Raw genomic sequence first — 22,701 nt, 5'->3', positions numbered from 1 at the left:
TCAACCCGTTTCTTGCCTGATGCACAGGGGCAGCATTGGAGCGATTATTCGTTCTCTTTTTGTTCTTGTCAACCACGGTCCAGCTTGCTAGCCTTTTGACCTTCACGAGGAGGCGGCGAAGGCCGATTGACGATGGGAGCACAAAACCAGAGCGAATTCGCATTCGGGCCGCAGGCGGATGGAATGCCGCCAAGCCGTGGCGGTGGACCGGCGCATAAGCCCTGCAATGTCTATTTCGCGCTGCGCCCAGACGAGCGCGCCGCCGAACAGGCAAGGCGGCTGGCAGGCGAGCTGCGGCGCCGTTTCGGCCTGCGGGAGAGAGCGCGGCCGAAGCGGCTTCTCCATGTCTCGCTCTGCCATCTCGGCGAATGGGACGAGATTCCGCCGAGCATGCTTTTTGACGGGCTGGCGGCGGCAGCGGCCGTTCGGATGCGGCCTTTCAAGCTGACCTTTCGCCGTGCGGTCAGCTTCCGTCAGGGCAAACCGGCGCTCGTGCTGCGGGTTGATGAAGGACGGCAGGAGATCCTGGCACTTCATGCGCAGCTGGCGCTGGCGCTGATGAACCGCGGTGTCAGCGTTCGGGTTCAGCCGAAACTCGAGCCGCATATGACGCTGCTTTACGACTATCGCAGCGTGCCGGAAACGATCCTGGCCGAGCCGATCGCCTGGACGGCCAAGTCCTTCGTGCTGATCAACAGCCTCACCGGCGAGGGCCGGCATGTGGACATCGAGGAATGGCCGCTGCTGGGCTAGCCTCCATTGGCGCTTGCGCCGCGCCGGTGGAGTTGCTTAAAGCTCCTGCACAGAGAATTTGGGAGTGCTGAACAGTGGATATTCGCGAAATCATCATTCCCGGCGACACGCCGGGTATCGAGTGGCGCCTGCCGGTGCTGCATTTCAAGGGCAACGATCCGCAGGCACCGAAGATCTATCTGCAGGCAGCGCTCCATTCCAACGAACTGCCAGGAACGGCCGTGCTGCACTTTCTCTGCGGCAAGCTGCGCAAGGCCGAGAGCGAGGGACGGATCGCAAGCGACATCACCGTCGTGCCGCAGGCCAATCCGATCGGCGCCGCGCAGTCGCATTTCGGCGAGATGCAGGGCCGTTTCGACCTGGGCACGCGTACCAATTTCAATCGCGATTTCCCGCTGATTTCGCTGCGCGACCGCGCCGGCCTGATCGAGAACCTCGACCGCTACCGGGCCGCCGACCGCCTGAAGCGCGAACTGATCCACATGGCGCTCGGCGCCGATCTGGTGCTCGACCTGCATTGCGATGACGAGTCGCTGCAATATGCCTATATCGACGAGGCCTTCTGGCCTGAAGCGAGCGATCTCGCGAGCGCGCTGTCCATGGATGCTGTGCTGCTGTCGGATGGCGAAAGCTCGGCCTTCGAGGAGGCTGTCGGCTTTGCCTGGAAATACGAAGTTCCCGGTGAGAAGCGCAGCCGTCTGCCCGGCAAGCTTTCCACCACGCTGGAGCTGCGCGGCCGCCGCGATGTCTATCCCGGCATGGCAAGCGCCGATGCCGATGGGCTCTATGCCTTCCTCGCCGCGCGTGGCGCGGTGACGGGCGAAACAGAGCCGCTCGCCGCCTTTGCCGGTCCAGCTGCACCGCTCGACAATATCGAGATGATCCGCACGCCGGTGGCCGGCACCGTACTCTTCCACCGCAATATCGGCGAGACAGTTGCTGCCGGCGACCTGCTGGCGACCATCGTGACGAAGCCCGGCATGGCTGACGGCGAAGTCGAAATCCGCGCACCGCAGGCGGGCCTGATCGTCACACGCATCTCCGATCGCCTGGTGCGCCGCCGCGGCGACCTGATGAAGATTGCCTGCGACGCCCCGAGCACGGCGCTGCGCAAGGCCGGAACGCTGGAAGACTGATCATGGCAACGACGATTTACGGCATCAAGAACTGCGACACGATGAAGAAGGCCCGCACCTGGCTCGACGAGCATGATGCAGCCTACGATTTCCACGACTACAAGGCCTCCGGCATCGACCGGGCGCATCTGGAAGCCTGGATCGACAAGGCCGGTTGGGAAACGGTGCTCAATCGCGCCGGAACGACCTTCCGCAAGCTGCCGGATGCTGAGCGCGAAAACCTCACGCGCGAGAAGGCCATTGCCCTGATGCTGGCGCAGCCGTCGATGATCAAGCGGCCCGTGCTGGAGCATGGCGGCAAGCTGCTGATCGGCTTCAAGCCTGAAGCCTATGCCGCGGAATTCGGACAGTAATCATGTCGAAGACGACGCGCGCCACTCAGGTTCTGGCAAAGTCCGGCGTGCAATTCACCGTGCATACCTATGACTACGACCCGAATGCCGAGCGCGTCGGCCTCCAGGCCGCAGAGGCGCTCGGCGAAGAGCCGCACCGCGTGCTGAAGACGTTGATGGCCGAAGTGGACGGCAAGCCGGTCTGCGTCGTCGTGCCGTCCGATCGCGAAGTCAGCATGAAGAAGCTGGCGGCGGCCTTCGGCGGTAAATCCGCCAACATGATGAAGCCCGCCGATGCCGAGAGATTGACCGGCTATCATGTCGGCGGCATCAGCCCCTTCGGGCAGAAGAAGCTTGTTCCCACCGCCTTCGAGGAAGCGGCGCTTGCCGAGCCGCTGGTTTACATGAATGGCGGACAGCGCGGACTGCAGGTGAGGCTTGCGCCCGCGGATGCCCTGAAGGCGCTGAACGCCAAAGCAGCCTCGCTGATCGCTTAGGCAAACCTCTTCAGAAGCCCCGAGATCGCGCCCGCAGAGGCATCGTCGAGCTTCGAGCCGACATGCCTGTCGATCGCCTTCCCATAGATGGTCCACATCCGCTCCCGAAGGGCGCGACCGCTGTCCGTCACGGCAACCCATCTGCCGCGGCCATCGTCCGCAAATGTCTCGCGGATCACCAAGCCCTCGCGCTCGAGACGATCGATCAGACGGGAGAGATTATATTGCGCCAACAGCGTCCGCTCTTCGATTTCGAAGGGACGCAAGCGGCCATCCTGCGCACGAACGAGCTCCCACAGAACATCATACCACCCAAGCGGCGGCATCCCCGCCTTCTTCAGGTCGGCCTCGATTGCCTGCAGCAGTTTCTGCTGGGCGCGCATGATGCCGATCCAGGCTTGGGTGACGGCATCTGGTGGGATCGTTTCTCCGGACATGAATGTAATTACATCCATCTTGACCGGTGCCGCAATCCTATTTATATGCATCTGCATCTATTGTGGAGAACCCCATGCAGAAGCTTACCCTGATCTCCCATCATCTCTGCCCCTATGTGCAACGCGCGGCGATCGCGCTCGGCGAGAAAGGCGTGCCCTTCGAGCGGATACTGATCGACCTCGCCAACAAGCCGGACTGGTTCCTGAAGATCTCGCCGCTCGGCAAGGTTCCGCTGCTGGTCATAGAAGAGGACGGAGAAAAAGCGGTGCTCTTCGAGAGCGCGGCGATCTGCGAATATCTGGACGAGACGCAACCGGGTCCAAAGCTGCATCCCGCAGATGCGCTGTCGCGCGCCCGGCATCGTGGCTGGATAGAGTTCGGCTCCTCCATACTCGCCGATCTCTGGACCTATGAGACCACAAGCGATGCGGCGCAGCTTGAGGACAAGCGCAAGATCATTGCCGGAAAGTTCCAGACGATCGAGGCAGAGCTTTCGGCCGGACCATTCTTCGCGGGAGAAGACTTCAGCCTCGTCGACGCCGTCTTTGCGCCGATCTTCCGCTATTTCGACGTCTTCGACACGCTGGCGGAAAGCCATATCTTCGACGGGTTGCCGAAGGTTCACGCGTGGCGGCGCGAACTTGCGCAGCGGCCGAGCGTGCGTGCGGCGGCCTCCCCGGATTATGCCAGACGGCTGATGGCCTTTCTCGAAAAGCATCAATCCGTGCTGCTCCGGCGGAATGCGGCCTGAGCATTTGTTCCGGCGCGGCGAATCCGAAGCGTCGAGCTTCAATTTCGCCGCAAACGGGTCTAAGTCTGCTGCCTGCAATTCTATCAGGAGGTAGCGACCATGAACTTCATGCCACAGGGCCATTCCGTCGATCCGGTGAAGCTGGACAAGCTTGCGGAGGTGGCGGTGAAGGTGGGTCTGCAGCTGCAGAAGGGCCAGGACCTGGTGATCACCGCGCCGGTGGTTGCCATACCGCTCGTCCGCCTGATCACCAAGCATGCCTATCAGGCGGGCGCGGGCCTGGTGAACTCCTTCTATTCCGATGAGGAATCGACGCTGGCGCGCTATCAGTATGGCAGCGACGAGAGCTTCGACCGGGCATCCGGCTGGCTCTACGACGGCATGGCGAAAGCCTATGCCAACAATGCCGCGCGCCTGGCGATCGCCGGCGACAATCCCATGCTGCTGTCGGAGCAGGATCCAGGCAAGGTCAGCCGCGCCAACCGAGCCAATTCAACAGCCTACAAGCCGGCGCTCGAGAAGATTTCGAATTTCGACATCAACTGGAACATCGTTTCCTACCCGAACCCTTCCTGGGCCAAGCTGGTCTTCCCGAACGATCCGGAAGCGATTGCGGTCGCGAAGCTTGCCAAGGCAATCTTCGCCGCATCGCGCGTCGATCTGGACGATCCGATCGCCGCCTGGGCCGAGCATAATGCCAACCTGCGCAAGCGTTCGGCCTGGCTGAATGGCCAGCGCTTCTCAGCGCTGCATTTCCAGGGACCGGGCACAGACCTGACCGTCGGCCTCGCTGACGGCCACGAGTGGCATGGCGGCGCATCAACGGCGAAGAACGGCATCACCTGCAACCCGAACATCCCGACCGAGGAAGTATTCACCACGCCGCATGCGCTGCGCGTCGAGGGCCATGTGTCGAGCACCAAGCCGCTGTCTCACCAGGGCACGCTGATCGACAACATCCAGGTGCATTTCGAGGGCGGCCGCATCGTCGAGGCGAAGGCAACGCGCGGTGCCGAAGTGCTGAACAAGGTGCTTGATACCGACGAAGGCGCACGCCGCCTCGGCGAAGTGGCACTGGTGCCGCATTCATCGCCGATTTCGGCGAGCGGCATCCTGTTCTACAACACGCTGTTCGACGAAAATGCCTCGTGCCACATCGCGCTCGGCCAGTGCTATTCAAAGTGCTTCCTCGATGGCGCCAACCTGACCCAGGATCAGATCAAGGCGCAGGGTGGCAATTCCAGCCTGATCCATATCGACTGGATGATCGGCTCCGACAAGGTCGATATCGACGGCATCAACCCGGATGGGTCGCGCGTGCCTGTCATGCGCAAGGGCGAGTGGGCCTGAGCGGCCCGGCGTCATACCTCCGATAATGCCTTGCGGACGCGCTCCAGGTGGGCGCGCCGCTTCTCTGCTGTTGCACGGTCCATATCGTGCAGGCTGAGCATCCGGAAATCGAGCCGTTTCGAGCAGAAATTGGCGATGCCGCGCTTCAGCAGCCGGCGCACCGGATTGCCCATATGATATTGGTCAGTTGCGGAACGATCCGCCCGCCGGCAGGATCATGCGTGAACGCGACGCCGGGCACGAAGACGCGATCGAAGAAGCCCTTGAGGACCGCCGGAAAATTGAACCACCATTGCGGAAAGACGAGGATCAGGCCATCTGCCGCTTTCAGCCTTTCGACCAGGCCCGCGACGGCTGATGTATCATAGGGATCGTCGAAATATCCGCCGCGCTCACTACGGCTGAGCCGCGGATCGAAATCCTCCTCATAGAGATCGAGAAGATCGACCGTATGTCCGCCACCGGCGAGCGTCGCCTGCGCTTCCGCTGCGACCGATGCGGCGAAGCTGTCTCTGAGCGGATGGGCAAGAACGAGCAGGATGCGCATCGAGGCTCCCTAGAACAGGCTGCCCTGTTTCGGCGGCGTTGCCGGCTCGTCCGGCTTAGCCGAGCGTTTCTTCGCAGGCTGTGGCGGGCGTCCGTCGGTCGTGACGGCGCCGATACGGCCATCCGAGAACTCGATCGAAATCCCGGCACCGGCCGACAGCATCGCGGCCTGCGAGACCGGCCGGTTCTCATCGTCCCGGATCACGGCATAGCCACGCTTCAGGACGTTCTTGTAGGACAGCGACTGCAGCACGCGGTCCTGAGCTGCAAGCTCTCCCTTCGCCCGTGTCAGCTGGTGACGCACGGCTGTATCGCCGTGGCGGGAGAGATTTGCCAGGTGATCGCGCATGCGGGCCGTCTGGGTGGTCAGGCGCGCGGGGACCGAAGAGAGCGTGACGCCGAAGCGCTCGACGCGGCCTTTCAGAGCATCGAGGCGGCGCTCGACAATCCGTTCGGCACGGGTCATCCGCTCGGCGAGCATCTGCCGCCGCTCGGTGATGCGATTGGAGAGCACATCCGGACGCAGATGCGATGCGGCCCGCTCGAAGCTGCGGCGCTTGTTGATGGTGTTGAGCTCGAGACCGCGGCCGAGACCCGATGCCGCTTCATCGAACCGGCGGCGCGGCAGGGCAAGCAGTTGATCCAGCGACGGCAGGGCACGCATGAGCGCACGCACCGACTGGCGGCGATGATCCATCTGGCGGCTGACGCAGCCCTGAAGACGGGCCGAGAGACCAGCGAGCTGCGCCTCAAGCTCGGCCCGAACGGGCACGGCCATTTCTGCAGCACCCGTCGGCGTCGGCGCGCGCACGTCGGCAGCGTAGTCGATCAGCGTCCAGTCGGTTTCGTGGCCGACGGCCGATATCAGCGGGATGGTGCTTTCAGCGGCGGCGCGCACGACGATTTCGTCGTTGAAGCTCCAGAGATCCTCAAGGCTGCCGCCACCGCGCGCAACGATCAGCACATCCGGCCTCGGAATTTCGCCGCCGGGTTCGAAGGCATTGAAGCCGCGGATAGCGTTTGCCACCTCTTCGCCCGAGCCATCGCCCTGTACCTTCACCGGCCAGACGAGAACGTGGACGGGGAAGCGGTCGGAAATGCGGTGCAGGATATCGCGGATGACGGCGCCGGTCGGCGAGGTCACGACGCCGATCACCTTCGGTATATAGGGCAGACGCCGCTTGCGGGCCTGATCGAACAGGCCTTCGGCGCCGAGCTTGCGCTTGCGCTCCTCGATCAGCGCCATCAGCGCGCCCGCGCCGGCAGGCTCCAGCGTTTCGATGACGATCTGATATTTCGACGAGCCCGGGAAGGTGGTGACCTTGCCGGTGGCGATGACTTCCATGCCCTCTTCCGGGCGAAAACGCAGGCGCGAGAACACGCCCTTCCAGATGACCGCATCGATGCGCGCCCGGTCATCCTTCAGCGAGAAATAAGCATGCCCCGAGGAATGTGGCCCGCGATAACCGGAAATCTCGCCACGCACCCGCACCTGATCGAAGGCGGTCTCGACCGTGCGCTTGATCGAGCCTGACAGTTCCGAGACCGAATATTCGGCGAGATTGGTGGGCGAATCGCTGTCGAAGACATTGCTCATGCCTTCGTTCTATCCGAAGTGCCGAAAAAGATCAGCCCGAAGATCGCGCCTCGACGCGCTGCTTGGCTTCAATCCACCGGCTTGAAGAGGAAGTACTCGACCCCACTCGCCGTCGCATAAGGCTGCAGGTAATTTGGGATGTTGCCCTTAGCGAGCTGGGCGTAGAGGCCGTCTGGTTTCAGGCGCTGGAGCTGTTGCGACGAGATATCGCCCTGACAGAAAGCCAGGGCCATGGCACCGGCACCCCGCAAAAATGCCTCGGCTTCCTTGGGTTCGGCAAGGCCGATATGCAGTTCAGTCAGCATGCCACGTGGATTGCGATGATAAGGCGCGGTAATGACATGCTGGGCGCTGAAGCGCAGGATAGGCACGCCCATTTCAGAGGGGGCGACGACCATGCCCACCGGCAATTCTTTGAGCGGTGCAATCGCCTCGCGCGACTTGCAGGCAGCCTGTTTTTCTTCCTGCGCCGCCTTTTCGTTGGTCAACGCCTGTTCGTCTCGCCGCAGTGCAATCAGATCTGCAGTAATAGCCCAGACAGCAGGAACGCTTGCGAGAACAACAAGGATGAAACAAAGGGCCGCAGCGACATTCTCGCGATCAGCGTTGGACACTCGACGCACATCGATGATGAGCAACGCGAGCGGGAGGATGGCAAGCAGGCTGGAGAAGGGAGCGCCGCGAACCTGTATGAGCGCGATAATCCAGCTGACCGTAATCAGGAAGAGCAGGATCAAATGGATCTCGACGCGATCCCGCTGGACAATACGGAAGAGGCAGGCAGCCATCGCGAAAGCGCCCGTCGCATAGAAGGCGCCAAGCGCATAGGGTTCCGTATGACTGATGCCGATGACTGATTGTGCTTCGGAAATCCCGCTCAGCCAAAGCTCGATGAGCATCGGGTCAAGATCATTCAGCGGGTTATGCAGGCATTGCGGCGCTATCAGAACCGCCGAAATCGCCACGCAGATGCCGATACCGGCAAGAGCGACAAAGCGGCCAGGCCGCGACAATCGGCGAGTGAAAACGGCGGATACGAAAAGCAAACCACCACCGATCGCGGAAAGGCTATAGAAGCCGAGCGAAAGGTTGTCGCAGGTCACCGCAGAATAAAGCCGTGGCGGCACAGTGCCGAAGAAAAACAGGCTGATGAACAACGCAAACGAAAGACCGAAGGCTTTTGCCGCGGCTGCATAAATCTCACCGTGCCACGCCCAGGCGATCGCGACGATGATGCAGATGGAGGCTACAGCCGGCGTGGTCTCGGCGCCGATTGCCATGGCCACGGCAGCACAGAAGCCGGCAACAATAGAGCTCCGGGCTTGATATTTGGGATCGAGCAGCATGGCTGCCATCATCATGACGAGGGCCTGCTGCGCGTTGTGATGGTCGATCGCGCCGGGCAGAAAGCGGCCGCTGGTCATGACGGTTAGGGATGTCAGGCAAAGTGAAATATGCATTGCCATTGCGCCGCCAATCCGCCGGCCAGCAATACCCATCGCCAGCATCAGCGGAAAAATCAGCGAAACCGGCCAGATCGCCAGGGCAATCGCTTCGGCGCGCTCAGCGACAAAGAACATGCCGAAGAACTTTATCAGCGAGGCGATCGGCAAATCGATCAACCGCGACCAGTGCATCAGCGTGCCATCGACCCCCAAGCGATATTGCATGAGATCGAACCAGTTTTGGCCATTCAGCAGATCACGAACCTCGACAAGGCGCATACCGTCGTCGTTGTCAGGACCAACATAGTCCTTCATGTTCGGCAATTTCAGCACGAGAACCGCAACCATCAGCACCGCACTATAGGCAAGCACCGATGGCCACAGACGCGAAAACAGCGTCTGAAGTTTCGCGAGCTTGCTTTCCGAAGGTGAATTGGCAGTCATCTCTGCGGCGTTCGTCATTGCGGGAATCCGTTGCCAGTTCGCGCGAGTTTATTCGAAGCTGATCAAGAAAGAGTAAAACGTCCCATCCCAGTGCATAGACCTGCCTGCGTCATAGCGTCTTATTAACACTGGCTGACTTATACTGCGCCCCGGTCAAACCCGGTGAGAAGATCATGAACAGATCGCAGAACGATACTCCGACCATTGCCGTCCTCCTCCCCTGCTATAACGAGGCAGCGACGATCGGGGCCGTTGTGCGCGGGTTCAAGGCAGCGCTGCCCGAAGCGCAGATCTATGTCTATGACAACAATTCCACCGATGGTACGGCGCTGCATGCGATGCTGGCAGGCGCCAGCGTGGTGCGCGAGCGGCGCCAGGGCAAAGGCCATGTGGTGCGCCGGATGTTTGCCGATATCGATGCCGATATCTATCTGATGGCCGATGGCGACGGCACCTATGCGCCCGAAGACGGCGAGGACCTGATCCGCACGCTGCTGACCGAACGCGCCGATATGGTCGTTGGCACGCGCCGCAACGTCAAGGCAGACGCCGGGCGACAGGGCCATGCCTTCGGCAACCGCATTTTCAACGTGCTCTACCGCACGATCTTCGGCCCCGATTTCACGGATATCTTCTCCGGCTACCGCGCCTTCTCGCGCCGGTTCGTCAAGAGCTTCCCGGCGGTCTCCGGCGGCTTCGAGATCGAGACTGAGATGTCCGTCCACGCCTCTCGCCTGAAGCTGCCGGTCAGCGAGCTCGAGCTCGATTACGGCCGCCGCCCGGAAGGCTCGCATTCCAAGCTTTCGACCTTCAAGGATGGCGGCAAGATCCTCTGGATGTTTGCGATGCTGATGAAGGAAACCCGGCCGTTCGCCTTCTTCGGCATTATCAGCGCGTTCTTCATGCTGGCGAGCATGGGCTTCATGACGCCGGTGCTTGCCGAATATTTCGCGACCGGCCTCGTCAGCCGCATGCCGACATGGGTGCTTTCGATGGCGCTGATGATGATCTCGTTCATGCTGTTTACGGCAGGGACGATCCTCGATTCCGTTGCCCGCTCGCGTGCGGAACAGTTGCGTATCCATTACATGGCCGCAGGCAAGGTGGCCCGCCAGGTGGAAACGGCCGCCAAGGCCGCCCCCGATGTCATCACAGCACCGCGCAGACCTGCGCAGCGCAAGGCAGGTGTGGCGTGAAGAAGCTGCTACGCTTCGGTATTGCCGGTGGCATCGGCTTTGTCGTCGATGCCGGGCTGCTGACGCTGCTCCTGCATTTCACGCCGCTTGGCCCCTTCATCGCGCGGCTGATCGCCATCGCCGTCGCGATGGTGGCGACCTGGATTTTCAATCGGACCTTCACCTTCGACCGCTCGCCGCATTCGCTTGCGGTCGAGGGCTTTCGTTACGGCTCGGTCGGTATCACCTCCGCGCTCGTCAATTACGGCCTCTACGCCGCGCTGCTGCTGACCATTCCGGCGCTGCAGCCGCTCGCGGCGCTGGTGCTTGCCACCGCCGCGTCGATGTTCTTCAGCTTTTTCGGCTATTCCCGCTTCGTCTTCCGCAGCGAGTGATCAGACCGGCTCCCAGCCGTCCTTCTCGCTGGCGCGATAGATCGCGTCGATCACCTTCTGGTTCAGCCTGGAATTTTCCAGCGTGACGATCTCTTCCTGTTCGCCCTTGGCGGCGCGGGCGAAGGCTTCGGCCTGCTTGCGGTACTGTCGGCTGTCCTGGAAACGGAAGATGGTGGACTGGTTGTGGCCGCGATTGCTGAGTTCGATCTCCTCTGGGCCCCAGCGGTCGGCGTTGAAGGGCGACTTCACCTCGATGAAGCCTTCGGTGCCGTGGAAAACCATCAGCTGACGATTGGCCATCTGCGTCGAGATGTAGAAGCTCAGTTCGAAGTCACCGAAGTCGGCCTTGACGCTCGAATAGATGTCGGTGCCGAATTCCGGATCCCGTTCGGTGACGGCCTGGATGCGCAGCGGCTCCTTGCCGGTGGAGAAGCGGGTGCTGATTGTGGGGTAAACGCCAATGTCAGGCAGACCGCCACCGCCGAGCTCGGGAATGTTGCGCATGTTGCCGGGGTCGCGGTTGAAGTAAGTGAAGACGCCCTGCACATGACGCAGCTTGCCGATCGCGCCTTCGGCGATCAGCGAGCGCACCTTCCGCCAGACGGGAGCGTAGGTGACCATGAAGGCTTCCGAAATGATCACCTTGTTGCGATCGCGCGCAGCGATCAGGCCGTCGATTTCTCCCGCCTTGAGAGCAATCGGCTTTTCGCAGAGCACGTGCTTGCCGGCATCGGCAGCCTTGATCGCCCATTCGATATGCTGCGAGGTCGGCAGCGGAATGTAGACGGCATCGATCTTGTCGGATGCCAGCATCTCCTCGTAGGAGCCGAAGGCATGCGGTGCCGAAAAGCGGTCCGCCATATCGCGGGCACGCGCCAGATCGCGGCTGGCGACCGCAGCAACGACGCAGTTCTCCGCGTCCTGAATGGCTGGCACGACCGCGTCGCGGCCGATCTTTGCGGTGGAAATGATGCCAAAACGCAGCATGGATGAAGCCTCCCGAATGTTGATTGCGGGCACATTATTCACCCCGGGCCGGGCAGGCAATGGCGCGGCCAAAGATCACGAAAGTTTGGTTTCCTTCAGCCGGAAGCTGCACTAGTTTATTTCACGGCGGCGTTCTGCCGCGTCCGCACTTTCAAATAAATCAGCACTTTAGGAGAGCGCCATGAATATGCGCCGGCTTGGAAAAACAGGTCTTTCCGTCTCCCCGATCGTCTTCGGCGGCAACGTCTTCGGCTGGACTGCAGACGAGAAGACGTCCTTCGACATTCTGGATGCCTTCTTCGATGCGGGTCTCAACACCATCGATACGGCGGATGTCTATTCGGCCTGGGTTCCCGGCAACAAGGGTGGCGATTCCGAAGAGATCATCGGCCGCTGGCTGAAGAAGGGCAAGGTTTCGCGCGACAAGGCCGTCATCATCACCAAGGTCGGCTCGGACATGGGCCAGGGCAAGACGCTGAAGGAACAATACATCCTGAAGGCGGTGGAAGACTCCCTGCGCCGCCTGCAGACCGATTACATCGACGTCTATCTCTCGCATTGGCCGGATGCCGATACACCGCACGAGGAAAGCCTCACCGCCTATGCCAAGCTGAAGCAGCAGGGCAAGATCCGCTCCTTCGGTTGCTCCAACTATGATGCCGCGCTGCTGCAGGCATCCTTCGATGCCGCAGAGAAAGCCGGACTGCCGCGTTACGATGTACTGCAGCCGGAATATAACCTCTATGAACGCGCCAGCTTCGAAGGGCCGCTTGCCGATCTTTGCGTCAAGGAAGATATCGGTGTCATCACCTATTTCAGCCTGGCGGCAGGCTTCCTGACCGGCAAATATCGCAGCAAGGCCGATACCGAGGGCCGGGCGCGCGAAGGCCGAGTGTCGCAATATCTCGATGCCAAGGGCATGAACATTCTCGATGCGCTGGACAAGGTTTCAGCCGAGACCGGCGCCAAGCCGGCCGAGATCGCGCTTGCCTGGCTTCTCAACAAGAAGGGCGTGACGGCGCCGATCGCCAGTGCTACCAGCCTGTCGCAACTGGAAAGCCTTGCGAAGGCTGCCAAGCTCACGCTGTCAGGCGAAGCGATGGCGCTGCTCGACAAGGCCGGAGCCTGAGGAGAGCACCGATGACCGTGACCATCCGGGACGCAAGACCCGAAGACGAGAACCGCTGGCGGGCACTCTGGAAGGATTATCTCGATTTCTACGACGTCACGGTCGACGAGAGCATCAGCGATTCCACCTGGCGCCGGGTTTTCGATCCGGCGTCGGCGATCTTCATGCGCGTCGCAGAGATCGACGGCAATGTCGTGGGCTTCACGCTGTCGCTAACCCATGAGGGAACGTGGATCCACGGCAAGGATTGCTATCTCGAAGATCTCTTCGTCGATGGCACCATCCGCGGCAAAGGCGTTGGCCGGGCGCTGCTCGACGATCTCGTTGCGCTCTGCAAGGCCAATGGCTGGTCGCGGCTCTACTGGCATACGAGCGAGAGCAATGCCCGGGCACGGTCGCTCTACGACAGCTATGTCGAGAATGACGGGCACATCCGCTATCGCATCAATTTCTGAGCGGCGGGAAATCCGGGTAGAATTCCGAGTGATCGCCATCCCAGTTCGCCATGCCCCGCTTGGTCAGGATGCCGCGCGGGCGGACATAGCTCTGTATGGTACGGCGCGGGCGCTCATGCCACTGGATGTTGAAGGCCCATAGTTTCGGGAAGAAGCAGAGCGCCGCATAAGGCAAATGGTCGTGGATCCACCAGGCGAGCCGCTGCCAATCGCTTTCATCGCTGTAGCGGTCGACAAGCCAGGGAACGGCGACACAGGCGGTTGCGCCCATGCAGCCGTCGAAATCCCTGAGATCCCAGATATGATCGGCGGCCGTTGCGGCATTCGTGGAGCAGTTGAGCTTGTTCCTGTTGCCGAACTCGTTGACCGCGGCGGAGCGGTAACCGGAGCGAATATGCAGCCGGCCGAAGGTCGCCTGCAGCGGCTCCAGCAGCTCCTCGCAGAGCCTCTTGCCTGCTTCGATCGCCAATTCAGGATCGTCAGGGATATTGGGTATGCGGTAGAAGTCGGCGATCTCGGAATGCAGGAAATCGCGAAAGAAGAAATTCTTGGAGAGCCGGGCGCGGCCCATGTCTTCCAGCGCTTTCATCGATCCCGGTTTTTTCATCGGTTTCCTCCCTTGATATCGGAGAGCATCGGCGGATTCGCCGGAGGAAGCCACCCGATTTCTTGGAACGATCGGCAGAGCCCGCACTTCGGAAGTCACGAAGCCCGGCGAAGACAGGGATGGCATGGGCATAACTTCGGGCCGAACCGCCCAAAGTAGATCACTCGCAACTTACAATGTAAGTTTCGGTTTCATTTTCGCACAACCCGCCTTCTCATTACTTACATTAGCTCTAGTTAAACTTCCTGGTGAGAAGGGGAGTTGCCCATGCCTTTGGCAAGACGGGACGGGAAGAACAATACTGCGGCAAGCCTGGCCGAGATCGAAGGACGTATGCTGGTGCTCGAGGTCGTGGCGATGACGTCTCTGGCGATGGTGCTCGATACATCCGAGCCCGAGAAGGCCGATATCGGCCGGGGCGTGCTTTATCTGATCCGCGAGGCGGTCGAGAACAAATGCGCGGAGATGGACCTCTCCGAGGATGCCACGTCGACGGCGCGGGAGTATGTCGATGAATTGTTGAACACGGCGATGCACTCGCTGTTTCCAGAGAGGCATTAAAAACCCGCGGCGAGCGCGGGTTTTTCTTTTCCGTTCTGATGGTCCTAGCTGCGAAGCACGCCACCGGTGAACTTTGTCACGCTGGCGATGATCTTCTGCGTCAGCGCCTCGAAATCCTCGTCGGTCAGCGTACGTTCTACCGGCTGGATCTGAACTTCGATCGCCACAGACTTCTTGCCCTCACCCAGCGAGGCGCCTTCGAAGATGTCGAAGACGTTGACGCCGGTGATCAGCTTGCGGTCGACGCCGCTTGCGGCCTTCAGGATCGCGCCGGCTTCCACCGACTTGTCGACGACGAAAGCGAAATCGCGCTTCACCGCCTGGAAGGCCGAAAGCTCCAGCGCCGGCTTGGTGCGCGTCGCCTTCTTCTTCGGCTCGGGCATGGCATCGACATAGACTTCGAAGCCGCAGAGGGCGCCGGAGACATCAAGCGCTTCGAGCGTCGAGGGATGGAACTCGCCGAAATAGCCGAGAACGACCTTCGGACCCATCTTGATCGTGCCGGAACGGCCCGGGTGATACCATTCGGGGCCGCCCTGCTCGATCTGGATATTGCCCATCGGCAGGCCGCAGGCTTCGATCACGGCGAGGGCATCGGCCTTGGCCTCGAAAACGTCGACCGGCTTGCCGCCACCCTTCGAAGCGTTCGACCACATGCGGCCGGCACCGGCCATCGTTGCCGTGCCGCGGCGGATACCGCCGGCGACGCGGCGCTGGCCTTCCGGCCGGTCGTTTTCATAGGTGCCGGAGACTTCGAAGATCGCGACGTCGCCATAGCCCTTGTCCGCATTGCGCTGAGCAGCCGTCAGCAGGCCCGGCAGCAGCGAGGGGCGCATGTCGGACATTTCGGCAGCGATCGGATTGGCGAGCTTCAGCGCCGGCGAACCGCCGCCGAACAGCTTCGCCTGATCTTCGGAAATGAAAGACCAGGTGACGGCTTCCAGCATGCCGCGCGAAGCGAGCGCCCGCTTGGCAACGCGGGTGCGGATCTGCAGCGTCGTCAGGATGCGGCCGTTGACCGCCGCGTGGCTTTCCAGCGGCGCCGGCTTGATCTTGTCGACGCCGTGGATGCGCATGATTTCCTCGACGAGATCGGCCTTGCCATCGACGTCAGGACGCCATGAGGGAACGGCAACCGAAACGCGCTCGCCGGAACCCGAAACCTTGAAGCCAAGGCGGGTCAGGATAGCGTTGCTTTCCTCGGTAGAGACTTCCAGGCCGGTCAGGCGCTTGACTTCCGCATAGGGGAAATCGACCACCTTCGGCTGGTAGCCCTTGTAGCCCACGACTTCAGCCTTAGCCGGCTTACCACCGCAGAGTTCGAGCACCAGTTCGGTGGTGCGTTCGAGACCCGGGATCATGTATTCCGGGTCGACGCCGCGCTCAAAGCGGTAACGGGCATCGGTAATGATGCCGAGGCCACGGCCGGACTTCGCGATGTTCATCGGATCCCAGAGCGCGGATTCGATCAGCACGTCGACGGTGTTCTCGTCGCAACCAGAATGTTCGCCACCCATGATGCCGCCGATCGACTCGACGCCGTTTTCATCGGCGATAACGACGTTGTTGCTGCTGAGCTTGTATTCGCGCTGGTCGAGCGCCAGCACCGTCTCGCCATCCTTGGCGCGGCGGACCGTCAGGTTGCCTTTGACCTTGGCGGCGTCGAAGACGTGCATCGGACGGCCCTGGTCGAAGGTCATGTAGTTGGTGATATCGACGAGCGAATTGATCGGACGCAGGCCGATAGCAAGCAGCCGCTGCTGCATCCACTTCGGGCTCGGGCCGTTCTTGACGCCACGCACGATGCGCAGGCCGAAGCCCGGGCAGAGCTTCTCGTCATCGAGATCGAGCGTCAGCTTGACCGGGGTTTCGCCTTCGACCGCGAAAGACGGCGCGGGGCGGGTCTTCAGCGTGCCGAGGCCAGAGGCGGCCAGATCGCGGGCGATACCGTAGATCGAGGTGCAGTCCGGACGGTTCGGCGTGAGATTGATCTCGATGACCGGATCATCAAGATGGGCGTAAGCGGCGAAGGAGGTTCCGACCGGCGCATCCGCAGGCAGATCGATGATGCCGTCGTGATCGTCGGACATGTTGAGCTCCTTTTCGGAGCACATCATGCCGTGGCTTTCGACGCCACGGATCTTGCCGACGCCGAGCGTCACGTCGATGCCGGGGACATAATCGCCCGGCCGTGCCAGCGCGCCGACGAGACCGGCGCGCGCATTCGGCGCACCGCAGACGATCTGCAGCGGCTTGCCGCCGTTGACGTCAGGGCCGGCATCGACCGACAGCACCTTCAGGCGATCGGCTTCCGGATGCTTTTCAGCCGACAGAACCCTGGCGATGACGAAGGGCTTGTAGGCCGCCTTGTCGTCGACATCCTCGACCTCGAGCCCGATTTCCGTCAGGCGGGTGCAGATTTCATCGAGCGTGGCATCCGTTTCCAGATGATCCTTGAGCCAGGAGAGCGTGAATTTCATAGGTCCAATCCTCCCTTACGCGCTCAGACCGCCGAACAGCGTCGGCATGTCGAGCGGGCGGAAGCCATAGTGGTTCATCCAGCGGACATCGGCGTTGAAGAAGTCGCGCAGGTCCGGCATACCGTATTTCAGCATGGCGATGCGATCGAGGCCCATGCCCCAGGCAAAGCCCTGATACTCGTCCGGATCGAGGCCGCCATAGCGCAGCACGTTCGGGTGGACCATGCCGCAGCCGAGGATTTCCATCCAGTCGGTGCCTTCGCCGAACTTGACGATCGGGCCGGAGCGGTCGCACTGAATATCGACTTCGAAGGACGGTTCCGTGAACGGGAAGAAGGACGGACGGAAACGCATCGTCACGCTGTCGACCTCGAAGAAGGTCTTGCAGAACTCTTCGAGCACCCAGCGGATGTTGGCGACATTCGCCTTCTTGTCGATGACCAGACCCTCGACCTGATGGAACATCGGCGAGTGCGTGGCGTCCGAGTCCTGGCGATAGGTCTTGCCCGGGATGATGATGCGGATCGGGGGTTTCTGCGCTTCCATGGTGCGCACCTGGACCGGCGAGGTATGCGTGCGCAGAACCTTGCGCTCGCCCTTCTCATCCGGATTGAAGAAGAAGGTGTCGTGCATCTCGCGGGCCGGATGGCCCTCGGGGAAGTTCAGGGCCGTGAAATTGTAATAGTCGGTTTCGACATCCGGCCCTTCGGCGATCGAGAAGCCCATGTCGCCGAAGATCGCGGTGATTTCATCAACGATCTGGCTGATCGGATGGATGCGGCCGCGCTCGGCCGGCGAGGAACGGACCGGCAGGCTGACATCGACCGTCTCGGCCTTCAGGCGGGCGTCGATCGCCACGCGCTTCAGGTCCGCCTTGCGGCTGGTGATCGCGTCGGTCACAACGGTCTTCAGCGCGTTGATGGCGGCGCCGCGCGTCTGGCGCTCTTCCGGCGACATGGTGCCGAGCGTCTTCAGGAGCTCGGAGACGGAGCCCTTCTTGCCGAGCGCTGCAACGCGCACCGCTTCGATAGCAGGCTCGTCCGCGGCGGCGGCGACATCGGCCAGGAGTTGCTTTTCCAGAGTTTCGAGTTCGGTCATCTTTTCCTGCCTTGCGGGCGTCAATTGCTTCAGGAAGCGTGTTTCAAATAGCTGGTTGCCATGATGAACTGCCGCAGATCACTACCCATGTGAACGCGGCCAATCAACCGGGCTAACCATAAAAAGGCGCCCAGAAATCCAGTGAGTTTGCGCAACTCGGCAACGGCGGCGGCCGGAGCAGCAGCGGACCATGCCTCGAAGGCCCGATCATGGGTCTCCTTGCCGAGACGGGCGCGGCTGGCGAGCTGCAGAAAGAGCAGCCAGATGTCGCGCGCCTGCGCCGTTGCGAGCGGCATGACGCTATCCGGCTCTTCCTCGAAATCCATGAAGCCGATACGGCTGTCCCTCACGAACATGTCACGCGGGAACGGGCGTCCGTGGCAGAGGCCCTTGGCGTGCAGCCGGCCGAGTTCGGTGGCGCAGAGTACGAGAAGTTCGTCATGCGCCTTGGGATCCTGTCGCGCCAGCGCTTTGAGCTGCTGGCCGACAGTGAAGCCGACATCGCCGAATACGACGGCCGAACCGGAGGCGTAGATAATCGGCGCCGTCGGGATGCCGTTGTCGGAAAATTGCCTGCTGCGGCGAATTTCGCGGTCGGCCATCGCCTCATCGTCGAGGACAGGAGAAGGACGCAGGAATGGGGCGCCAATCAGATTGGCGATCATCCGCTGCAGGACAATCCAGCGCGAGGTCCGCTCGGTGCCGTAGCGCTTGATCCAGACGGCACAGCACGACAAGGGCACGCGCTCCACTCTCCGCGAGCCGGATAGCAGGGCGGCGAGCAGGACCGGGATGTCCTCCTCGCTCAGGCCGCTTCCGGCTTTCAGATTGTCGATCGCATCTGCCACGTTCCCGTGACTCCCGCTGTCAAAACCACAAATAAAAACCCGCGCCAGCTAGCCAGCGCGGGTTTGAAAACATCGAAACTGAAGTTCGATAGCGCCGGCTTACTTGACCGTCGCTTCAAACTCGTTCGTGGTACCGGCTTCCTTGAGGTACTCGAGGGCCTTCTTGGAGGCCTTGACGAGCGCGCCGAATGCTTCCGGCTCATGGATTGCCATGTCGGAGAGAACCTTACGGTCAACTTCGATGCCAGCCTTGTTCAGGCCGTCGATGAAGCGGCCGTAGGTCAGGCCGAATTCGCGGACAGCAGCGTTGATACGCTGGATCCAGAGCGCACGGAAGTTGCGCTTGTTGACCTTGCGGTCGCGGTAAGCGTACTGCTTGGCGCGATCAACGGCAGCCTTTGCGGTACGGATGGTGTTCTTGCGGCGGCCGTAAAAGCCCTTTGCTGCCTTCAGAACCTTCTTGTGCTTGGCATGGGCGGTAACGCCTCTTTTTACACGTGCCATTTCATGATCTCCTTAAATCTAAAGCGTTCGCGGAATAGTCTTAGAGACCGTTCGGCAGGTAGTTCTTCACGACCTTGCGGCCATCGGGTTCAGCCAGAACCATCGTGCCACGTGCATCGCGAATGAACTTGTTGCTACGCTTGATCATGCCATGGCGCTTGCCAGCAGCGGCAGCCTTGACCTTGCCAGTTGCGGTGATCTTGAACCGCTTCTTGGCAGCAGACTTCGTCTTCATCTTGGGCATTTTGCTACTCCGTTTCTGTCCTCCCTGCGTGTTTCAAAGAAACCCTCAAGCGATGCCCGGAAACCGGCCGTCGCAACAAGGTGCGGGAGCGTTTGTTGTTGATCTGCGGCACCGGTGACGAAACCTGTCCGCAAGCATTCGAAACTGCCACGGCATGCCCTGCCGGTCAGTTCGGACGCGCGCTTATACCCGCAGTGTCATGAAAGTGCAACGGGGCGGCCTGCGGAATCTTGCGCTTCGGTTGCCGGGGCCAAATTCTTCGGCGCAGGCAGGGCTAGCGCCACTTCCAGGCCGCCAAGATCAGACCGCGAAAGCACGATCTTGCCGCCATAGGCTTCGGCGATATCGCCCGATATGGCAAGCCCCAGGCCCGAGCCGGCATGGGCGTCATCGGCGCTGACACCGCGCTTCAGCATCCTCGCATAGTTTTCGGGTGCGGCGCCAGGGCCATCGTCGCCGACGCGCAGGATGATGGCCTCGCCCTCCTTCGCCGCGGAAACATCGATACGCGAGCGGGCGAAGCGGACGGCATTGTCGAGAATATTGCCCATCGCCTCGGCCACATCCGCGGGGTCCGCCTCGATCGTCAGGGCGGGATCGATATCGACCTTCCAGCCGATCCCCTTGCCGTCGGTAACCGGTGAAAGAACACTGACAAGCTTTCCTGAAATGCCGAGAAGCGAAGTCGTCGCCATCCGCTCGACGCCCATGCGCGCTGCCTGCAGCTGGCGGTCGGCGCGCTGGCGGACGAGCTCGATCTGCTGCAAGGCCGTATCCCTCTTATCCTCCGGTAGACTTTCCACGAGATGCGACAGCACCGTCAGTGGCGTCTTCAATCCATGCGCTAGGTCGCTTGCCCGGGAGCGGGCACGTTCGACGGCGGTTTCGCGTTCGGCAAGCAGCAGATTGATTTCGTTGACGAGCGGGCGGACCTCGCTCGGCCCCTCGGCGCCAATGTGAGCGCTGCGGCCGGCGCGGATGCTTGCGACTTCATTGCGCAGCCGCACCAGCGGCTTCAGCCCGATCAGACCCTGCAGGAAGGCGGCTGCGAGCAACAGCAGACCGGTCGCGGCCAACATCAGCTGAAGCGGACGATGATAATTCGAGAGCGAGCTCTCCATCTCGTCTTTCGAGAAGGCGGTGTAGATAGTGAAGCTCTTGCGGGCATCGCCCTCGCCCACCGACATCGCCTTCACCGTCACCAGGATCGTCGCGCCATCCGGTCCCTCGGCTTCGTAGAAGCCGCAATAGAGATCCTTGGAAAGGCTGGCCTTGGTCAGTTCTTCGTCCCAGAGCGATCGCGATCTCAAGGGCGGCGCACCGGGATCATCGGGCGTTATCTGCCAGTAGCGCCCACCCGCCGGTGTCTGAAAGCGCGGATCGGAGGGCTCGCTCACCAATGAGAGAGCGCCGTTTTCGATTGCAAGGCGGGCGCCCAGCGCATCGGAAACCGCGGCCATCTCATTGGCATATTGGTCGGCCAGATAATCCTCGAAGAGATGGCCGAGCACGAACCAGACCATCGCAAGGGCAACCGCAATGGCGACCAAGGCTCCTGCAGCGAGACGGAAGCGCAGCGACTTCGTCATCGCGCTTTTCCCGGCAGGACGTAGCCGAAGCCGCGGCGCGTCTCTATGGCGTTGCTATCGGTCTTCTTGCGCAGCCGCGCCACCATCGCCTCCACGGCATTCTTGGCGGCATCGTCGTCGCGGCCCTGGACCTGACTGGCGAGCTCGGCAGGGGTGAGCACGGCGCCCGGCCTGTCGATGAACAACGAGACCATGCGATATTCGAGGGGGCTGAGATCCAGTTCACGGCCATCGAAGGTGACGCGGCGGGCATGTTCGTCAAGCGTGAAGCGATCGGCGGATTTCACCCGCGGCTGCACGCGGCCGGCACGCCGCAACAGGGCGCGGAGACGTGCAAGCAGCTCCTCGCTGCGGAAAGGCTTGGGCAGATAATCGTCGGCTCCGGCATCGAAACCATCGACGCGCTCCATCCAGGAGCCGCGAGCCGTCAGCACGAGAACCGGCGTTTCCACGCCATTCGCCCGCCAGCGCTTGAGGATCGACAGGCCATCCATGCCGGGCAGACCGAGATCGAGCACGATCGCTGCATAGTCACCGGTTTCGCCCTGCTCCCATATTTCGGGGCCGGAGCTCAGCGTCTCGACGAGGTAGCCCTCACGGCCAAAGGTTTCGGCAAGGTGGACAGCGATATTGGCGTCGTCTTCGGCAAGCAGGATTTTCATCGGTCACTTGTCCCCGATCACTTCGCCGCTGCGTGCATCGACGCGCAGCGTTCGGATAGTGCCTTTGCCGTCTCGAAGCTTGAGCTGGTAGACGTCGCTGAACAGCGAGCGGCTGAGGCTGACATCGATGACGCGGCCATAGCGGCGGGCGTCGATCTTCTGCAGCAGCGACTTGAGGGGCAGGATGCGGCCTTCGCGAACGGCGTCGCGGGCGCGGTCATAGTCGGACCGGCCAGAGCCGGAGCTGCCGCCACTACCGCTGCTTCCGCTGCCGCCGTGATCGTCTCCGCCGCCGTCGTCATCGCCCCCGCCATGACCGCTGTGATCATCGCCGCCGTCATGACCGGAGCTGCCGGAGCCTGAATTCGAGCCCGAGCCGGAAGAGCCGCTCGATCCACCGCTGCCGGAGCTGCCGCTGCCCGAACTGTCACTGCCGCCATCTTTCGCGGCCACCTCATAGGCAGGCGCAGAGGCCGCCAGGAGGACGGCGGCCGACAGTAAGAGAGCGGTCAATCTGCGGCGGGTGAAATACATCCTTGGTCCGGACCTCATGTACGGCTGATAAACTGAACGCTTCGCCCCTCCTGCACAAGGGCGCTTGTCGCCATCTGCAAACGGCTGATGCTCCGCCGGCAAGCGGCGGAGCATCGATCTTCCGGGGCGGGCGGAAGAACCAGG

Annotated in this window: 24 protein-coding genes and 1 pseudogene; 11 read left to right on the top strand and 14 right to left on the bottom strand. The window is 61.8% G+C overall.

Features of this window, described 5'->3' with window-relative positions; translation table 11 throughout:
• The first annotated feature begins 183 nt into the window (after nt 1–183).
• The 4 genes from ACEN84_RS10385 to ybaK all read left to right on the top strand — a co-directional run bounded on the left by ACEN84_RS10385 (nt 184) and on the right by ybaK (nt 2,718).
• Nucleotides 184–753, top strand: coding sequence for a 2'-5' RNA ligase family protein (locus ACEN84_RS10385; RefSeq protein ID WP_162708645.1), 570 nt, complete (start codon nt 184–186; stop codon nt 751–753).
• Nucleotides 754–827: 74 nt separating this feature from the next.
• The gene (locus ACEN84_RS10380) at nt 828–1,889 is read left to right on the top strand and encodes a succinylglutamate desuccinylase/aspartoacylase family protein (protein ID WP_413710802.1); all 1,062 of its coding nucleotides are present in this window, start codon (nt 828–830) and stop codon (nt 1,887–1,889) included.
• 2 nt (nt 1,890–1,891) lie between these two features.
• Entirely contained in the window at nt 1,892–2,242 is a 351-nt protein-coding gene (locus ACEN84_RS10375) for an ArsC family reductase (protein WP_130279281.1), read from the top strand.
• A gap of 2 nt (nt 2,243–2,244) precedes the next feature.
• Nucleotides 2,245–2,718, top strand: a complete 474-nt coding sequence (gene ybaK / locus ACEN84_RS10370; RefSeq protein WP_413710801.1) for a Cys-tRNA(Pro) deacylase — start codon at nt 2,245–2,247, stop codon at nt 2,716–2,718.
• Here ybaK and ACEN84_RS10365 read toward each other — a convergent pair.
• Nucleotides 2,715–3,155 (bottom strand): MarR family transcriptional regulator, encoded by a 441-nt coding sequence (locus tag ACEN84_RS10365; RefSeq protein WP_162708646.1) that lies wholly within the window; start codon nt 3,153–3,155, stop codon nt 2,715–2,717. The genes ybaK and ACEN84_RS10365 overlap by 4 nt on opposite strands.
• 74 nt (nt 3,156–3,229) lie before the next feature.
• Between ACEN84_RS10365 and ACEN84_RS10360 the strand changes: the two genes are divergently transcribed.
• The gene (locus tag ACEN84_RS10360; protein WP_413710800.1) at nt 3,230–3,907 is read left to right on the top strand and encodes a glutathione S-transferase family protein; all 678 of its coding nucleotides are present in this window, start codon (nt 3,230–3,232) and stop codon (nt 3,905–3,907) included.
• A gap of 99 nt (nt 3,908–4,006) precedes the next feature.
• Nucleotides 4,007–5,257 carry an aminopeptidase gene (locus tag ACEN84_RS10355; protein ID WP_130279285.1) on the top strand — a complete coding sequence of 417 codons (1,251 nt, stop codon included), beginning with the start codon at nt 4,007–4,009 and terminating at the stop codon, nt 5,255–5,257.
• Nucleotides 5,258–5,268: 11 nt separating this feature from the next.
• Here ACEN84_RS10355 and ACEN84_RS10350 read toward each other — a convergent pair.
• The 3 genes and pseudogenes from ACEN84_RS10350 to ACEN84_RS10340 all read right to left on the bottom strand — a co-directional run bounded on the left by ACEN84_RS10350 (nt 5,269) and on the right by ACEN84_RS10340 (nt 9,307).
• Nucleotides 5,269–5,804: pseudogene (locus ACEN84_RS10350) on the bottom strand (NAD(P)H-dependent oxidoreductase).
• Between the two features lie 9 nt (nt 5,805–5,813).
• Complete coding sequence (gene xseA / locus ACEN84_RS10345; protein ID WP_413710799.1) at nt 5,814–7,400, bottom strand: exodeoxyribonuclease VII large subunit; 1,587 nt, start codon at nt 7,398–7,400, stop codon at nt 5,814–5,816.
• Nucleotides 7,401–7,468: 68 nt separating this feature from the next.
• Complete coding sequence (locus ACEN84_RS10340; protein ID WP_413710798.1) at nt 7,469–9,307, bottom strand: hypothetical protein; 1,839 nt, start codon at nt 9,305–9,307, stop codon at nt 7,469–7,471.
• 155 nt (nt 9,308–9,462) lie between these two features.
• On the opposite strand from ACEN84_RS10340, the gene ACEN84_RS10335 reads away from it, so the two are divergent.
• Entirely contained in the window at nt 9,463–10,485 is a 1,023-nt protein-coding gene (locus ACEN84_RS10335) for a glycosyltransferase (protein ID WP_130279289.1), read from the top strand.
• Nucleotides 10,482–10,859 carry a GtrA family protein gene (locus ACEN84_RS10330; RefSeq protein WP_112713935.1) on the top strand — a complete coding sequence of 126 codons (378 nt, stop codon included), beginning with the start codon at nt 10,482–10,484 and terminating at the stop codon, nt 10,857–10,859. The genes ACEN84_RS10335 and ACEN84_RS10330 overlap by 4 nt, the downstream gene beginning before the upstream one ends.
• On the opposite strand, the gene ACEN84_RS10325 is transcribed toward ACEN84_RS10330, so the two are convergent.
• A complete protein-coding gene (locus ACEN84_RS10325; protein ID WP_130279290.1) occupies nt 10,860–11,846 on the bottom strand; it encodes a Gfo/Idh/MocA family protein in 987 nt (328 codons plus the stop codon).
• A gap of 181 nt (nt 11,847–12,027) precedes the next feature.
• Here ACEN84_RS10325 and ACEN84_RS10320 point away from each other — a divergent pair, with 181 nt between their 5' ends.
• Both ACEN84_RS10320 and ACEN84_RS10315 read left to right on the top strand, forming a co-directional pair.
• Entirely contained in the window at nt 12,028–12,975 is a 948-nt protein-coding gene (locus ACEN84_RS10320) for an aldo/keto reductase (RefSeq protein ID WP_203429762.1), read from the top strand.
• An 11-nt stretch (nt 12,976–12,986) separates the two neighbouring features.
• Nucleotides 12,987–13,430, top strand: a complete 444-nt coding sequence (locus ACEN84_RS10315; RefSeq protein WP_413710797.1) for an N-acetyltransferase family protein — start codon at nt 12,987–12,989, stop codon at nt 13,428–13,430.
• Here ACEN84_RS10315 and ACEN84_RS10310 read toward each other — a convergent pair.
• Nucleotides 13,420–14,037 (bottom strand): hypothetical protein, encoded by a 618-nt coding sequence (locus tag ACEN84_RS10310; RefSeq protein WP_413710796.1) that lies wholly within the window; start codon nt 14,035–14,037, stop codon nt 13,420–13,422. The genes ACEN84_RS10315 and ACEN84_RS10310 overlap by 11 nt on opposite strands.
• Nucleotides 14,038–14,304: 267 nt before the next feature.
• Between ACEN84_RS10310 and ACEN84_RS10305 the strand changes: the two genes are divergently transcribed.
• Entirely contained in the window at nt 14,305–14,598 is a 294-nt protein-coding gene (locus tag ACEN84_RS10305) for a hypothetical protein (protein ID WP_112713945.1), read from the top strand.
• A 44-nt stretch (nt 14,599–14,642) separates the two neighbouring features.
• Here ACEN84_RS10305 and pheT read toward each other — a convergent pair whose 3' ends face one another.
• From pheT to ACEN84_RS10265, 8 genes are all read right to left on the bottom strand, one after another.
• Complete coding sequence (gene pheT, locus ACEN84_RS10300) at nt 14,643–17,078, bottom strand: phenylalanine--tRNA ligase subunit beta (protein ID WP_413710795.1); 2,436 nt, start codon at nt 17,076–17,078, stop codon at nt 14,643–14,645.
• A gap of 15 nt (nt 17,079–17,093) precedes the next feature.
• Nucleotides 17,094–18,176: a phenylalanine--tRNA ligase subunit alpha gene (gene pheS / locus ACEN84_RS10295; RefSeq protein ID WP_413710794.1), complete on the bottom strand. Its 1,083-nt coding sequence runs from the start codon at nt 18,174–18,176 to the stop codon at nt 17,094–17,096.
• Between the two features lie 29 nt (nt 18,177–18,205).
• Nucleotides 18,206–19,024, bottom strand: coding sequence for a serine/threonine protein phosphatase (locus ACEN84_RS10290; RefSeq protein ID WP_413710793.1), 819 nt, complete (start codon nt 19,022–19,024; stop codon nt 18,206–18,208).
• A 99-nt stretch (nt 19,025–19,123) separates the two neighbouring features.
• Nucleotides 19,124–19,528, bottom strand: a complete 405-nt coding sequence (gene rplT, locus ACEN84_RS10285; protein ID WP_112713953.1) for a 50S ribosomal protein L20 — start codon at nt 19,526–19,528, stop codon at nt 19,124–19,126.
• A gap of 40 nt (nt 19,529–19,568) precedes the next feature.
• Nucleotides 19,569–19,772 (bottom strand): 50S ribosomal protein L35, encoded by a 204-nt coding sequence (gene rpmI / locus ACEN84_RS10280; protein ID WP_056816455.1) that lies wholly within the window; start codon nt 19,770–19,772, stop codon nt 19,569–19,571.
• A 197-nt stretch (nt 19,773–19,969) separates the two neighbouring features.
• Nucleotides 19,970–21,361 (bottom strand): ATP-binding protein, encoded by a 1,392-nt coding sequence (locus ACEN84_RS10275; RefSeq protein WP_413710792.1) that lies wholly within the window; start codon nt 21,359–21,361, stop codon nt 19,970–19,972.
• Nucleotides 21,358–22,023 carry a response regulator transcription factor gene (locus tag ACEN84_RS10270; RefSeq protein WP_112713957.1) on the bottom strand — a complete coding sequence of 222 codons (666 nt, stop codon included), beginning with the start codon at nt 22,021–22,023 and terminating at the stop codon, nt 21,358–21,360. Before ACEN84_RS10270 ends, ACEN84_RS10275 begins: the two co-directional genes overlap by 4 nt.
• Nucleotides 22,024–22,026: 3 nt before the next feature.
• Nucleotides 22,027–22,557: a hypothetical protein gene (locus tag ACEN84_RS10265; protein WP_130279299.1), complete on the bottom strand. Its 531-nt coding sequence runs from the start codon at nt 22,555–22,557 to the stop codon at nt 22,027–22,029.
• Nucleotides 22,558–22,701: the final 144 nt, after the last annotated feature.

The organism is Rhizobium sp. Rhizsp82, assembly GCF_047325115.1.
Classification (GTDB): Bacteria; Pseudomonadota; Alphaproteobacteria; order Rhizobiales; family Rhizobiaceae; genus Rhizobium.
The sequence above is the reverse complement of the archived record's forward strand: the minus strand, read 5'-3'. Positions and strand labels throughout refer to the sequence as shown.

Excerpts from the sequence above, each read along its gene's own strand:
- ACEN84_RS10340 (WP_413710798.1), bottom strand. The coding sequence starts at position 9,307 with ATGACGAACGCCGCAGAGATGACTGCCAATTCACCTTCGGAAAGCAAG.
- pheT (WP_413710795.1), bottom strand. The coding sequence starts at position 17,078 with ATGAAATTCACGCTCTCCTGGCTCAAGGATCATCTGGAAACGGATGCC.
- ACEN84_RS10270 (WP_112713957.1), bottom strand. The coding sequence starts at position 22,023 with ATGAAAATCCTGCTTGCCGAAGACGACGCCAATATCGCTGTCCACCTT.
- pheS (WP_413710794.1), bottom strand. The coding sequence starts at position 18,176 with ATGACCGAACTCGAAACTCTGGAAAAGCAACTCCTGGCCGATGTCGCC.
- ACEN84_RS10315 (WP_413710797.1), top strand. The coding sequence starts at position 12,987 with ATGACCGTGACCATCCGGGACGCAAGACCCGAAGACGAGAACCGCTGG.
- ACEN84_RS10375 (WP_130279281.1), top strand. The coding sequence starts at position 1,892 with ATGGCAACGACGATTTACGGCATCAAGAACTGCGACACGATGAAGAAG.
- ACEN84_RS10310 (WP_413710796.1), bottom strand. The coding sequence starts at position 14,037 with ATGAAAAAACCGGGATCGATGAAAGCGCTGGAAGACATGGGCCGCGCC.
- ybaK (WP_413710801.1), top strand. The coding sequence starts at position 2,245 with ATGTCGAAGACGACGCGCGCCACTCAGGTTCTGGCAAAGTCCGGCGTG.
- rpmI (WP_056816455.1), bottom strand. The coding sequence starts at position 19,772 with ATGCCCAAGATGAAGACGAAGTCTGCTGCCAAGAAGCGGTTCAAGATC.
- ACEN84_RS10385 (WP_162708645.1), top strand. The coding sequence starts at position 184 with ATGCCGCCAAGCCGTGGCGGTGGACCGGCGCATAAGCCCTGCAATGTC.
- rplT (WP_112713953.1), bottom strand. The coding sequence starts at position 19,528 with ATGGCACGTGTAAAAAGAGGCGTTACCGCCCATGCCAAGCACAAGAAG.
- xseA (WP_413710799.1), bottom strand. The coding sequence starts at position 7,400 with ATGAGCAATGTCTTCGACAGCGATTCGCCCACCAATCTCGCCGAATAT.
- ACEN84_RS10365 (WP_162708646.1), bottom strand. The coding sequence starts at position 3,155 with ATGTCCGGAGAAACGATCCCACCAGATGCCGTCACCCAAGCCTGGATC.
- ACEN84_RS10335 (WP_130279289.1), top strand. The coding sequence starts at position 9,463 with ATGAACAGATCGCAGAACGATACTCCGACCATTGCCGTCCTCCTCCCC.
- ACEN84_RS10265 (WP_130279299.1), bottom strand. The coding sequence starts at position 22,557 with ATGTATTTCACCCGCCGCAGATTGACCGCTCTCTTACTGTCGGCCGCC.
- ACEN84_RS10360 (WP_413710800.1), top strand. The coding sequence starts at position 3,230 with ATGCAGAAGCTTACCCTGATCTCCCATCATCTCTGCCCCTATGTGCAA.
- ACEN84_RS10305 (WP_112713945.1), top strand. The coding sequence starts at position 14,305 with ATGCCTTTGGCAAGACGGGACGGGAAGAACAATACTGCGGCAAGCCTG.
- ACEN84_RS10325 (WP_130279290.1), bottom strand. The coding sequence starts at position 11,846 with ATGCTGCGTTTTGGCATCATTTCCACCGCAAAGATCGGCCGCGACGCG.
- ACEN84_RS10275 (WP_413710792.1), bottom strand. The coding sequence starts at position 21,361 with ATGACGAAGTCGCTGCGCTTCCGTCTCGCTGCAGGAGCCTTGGTCGCC.
- ACEN84_RS10355 (WP_130279285.1), top strand. The coding sequence starts at position 4,007 with ATGAACTTCATGCCACAGGGCCATTCCGTCGATCCGGTGAAGCTGGAC.
- ACEN84_RS10320 (WP_203429762.1), top strand. The coding sequence starts at position 12,028 with ATGAATATGCGCCGGCTTGGAAAAACAGGTCTTTCCGTCTCCCCGATC.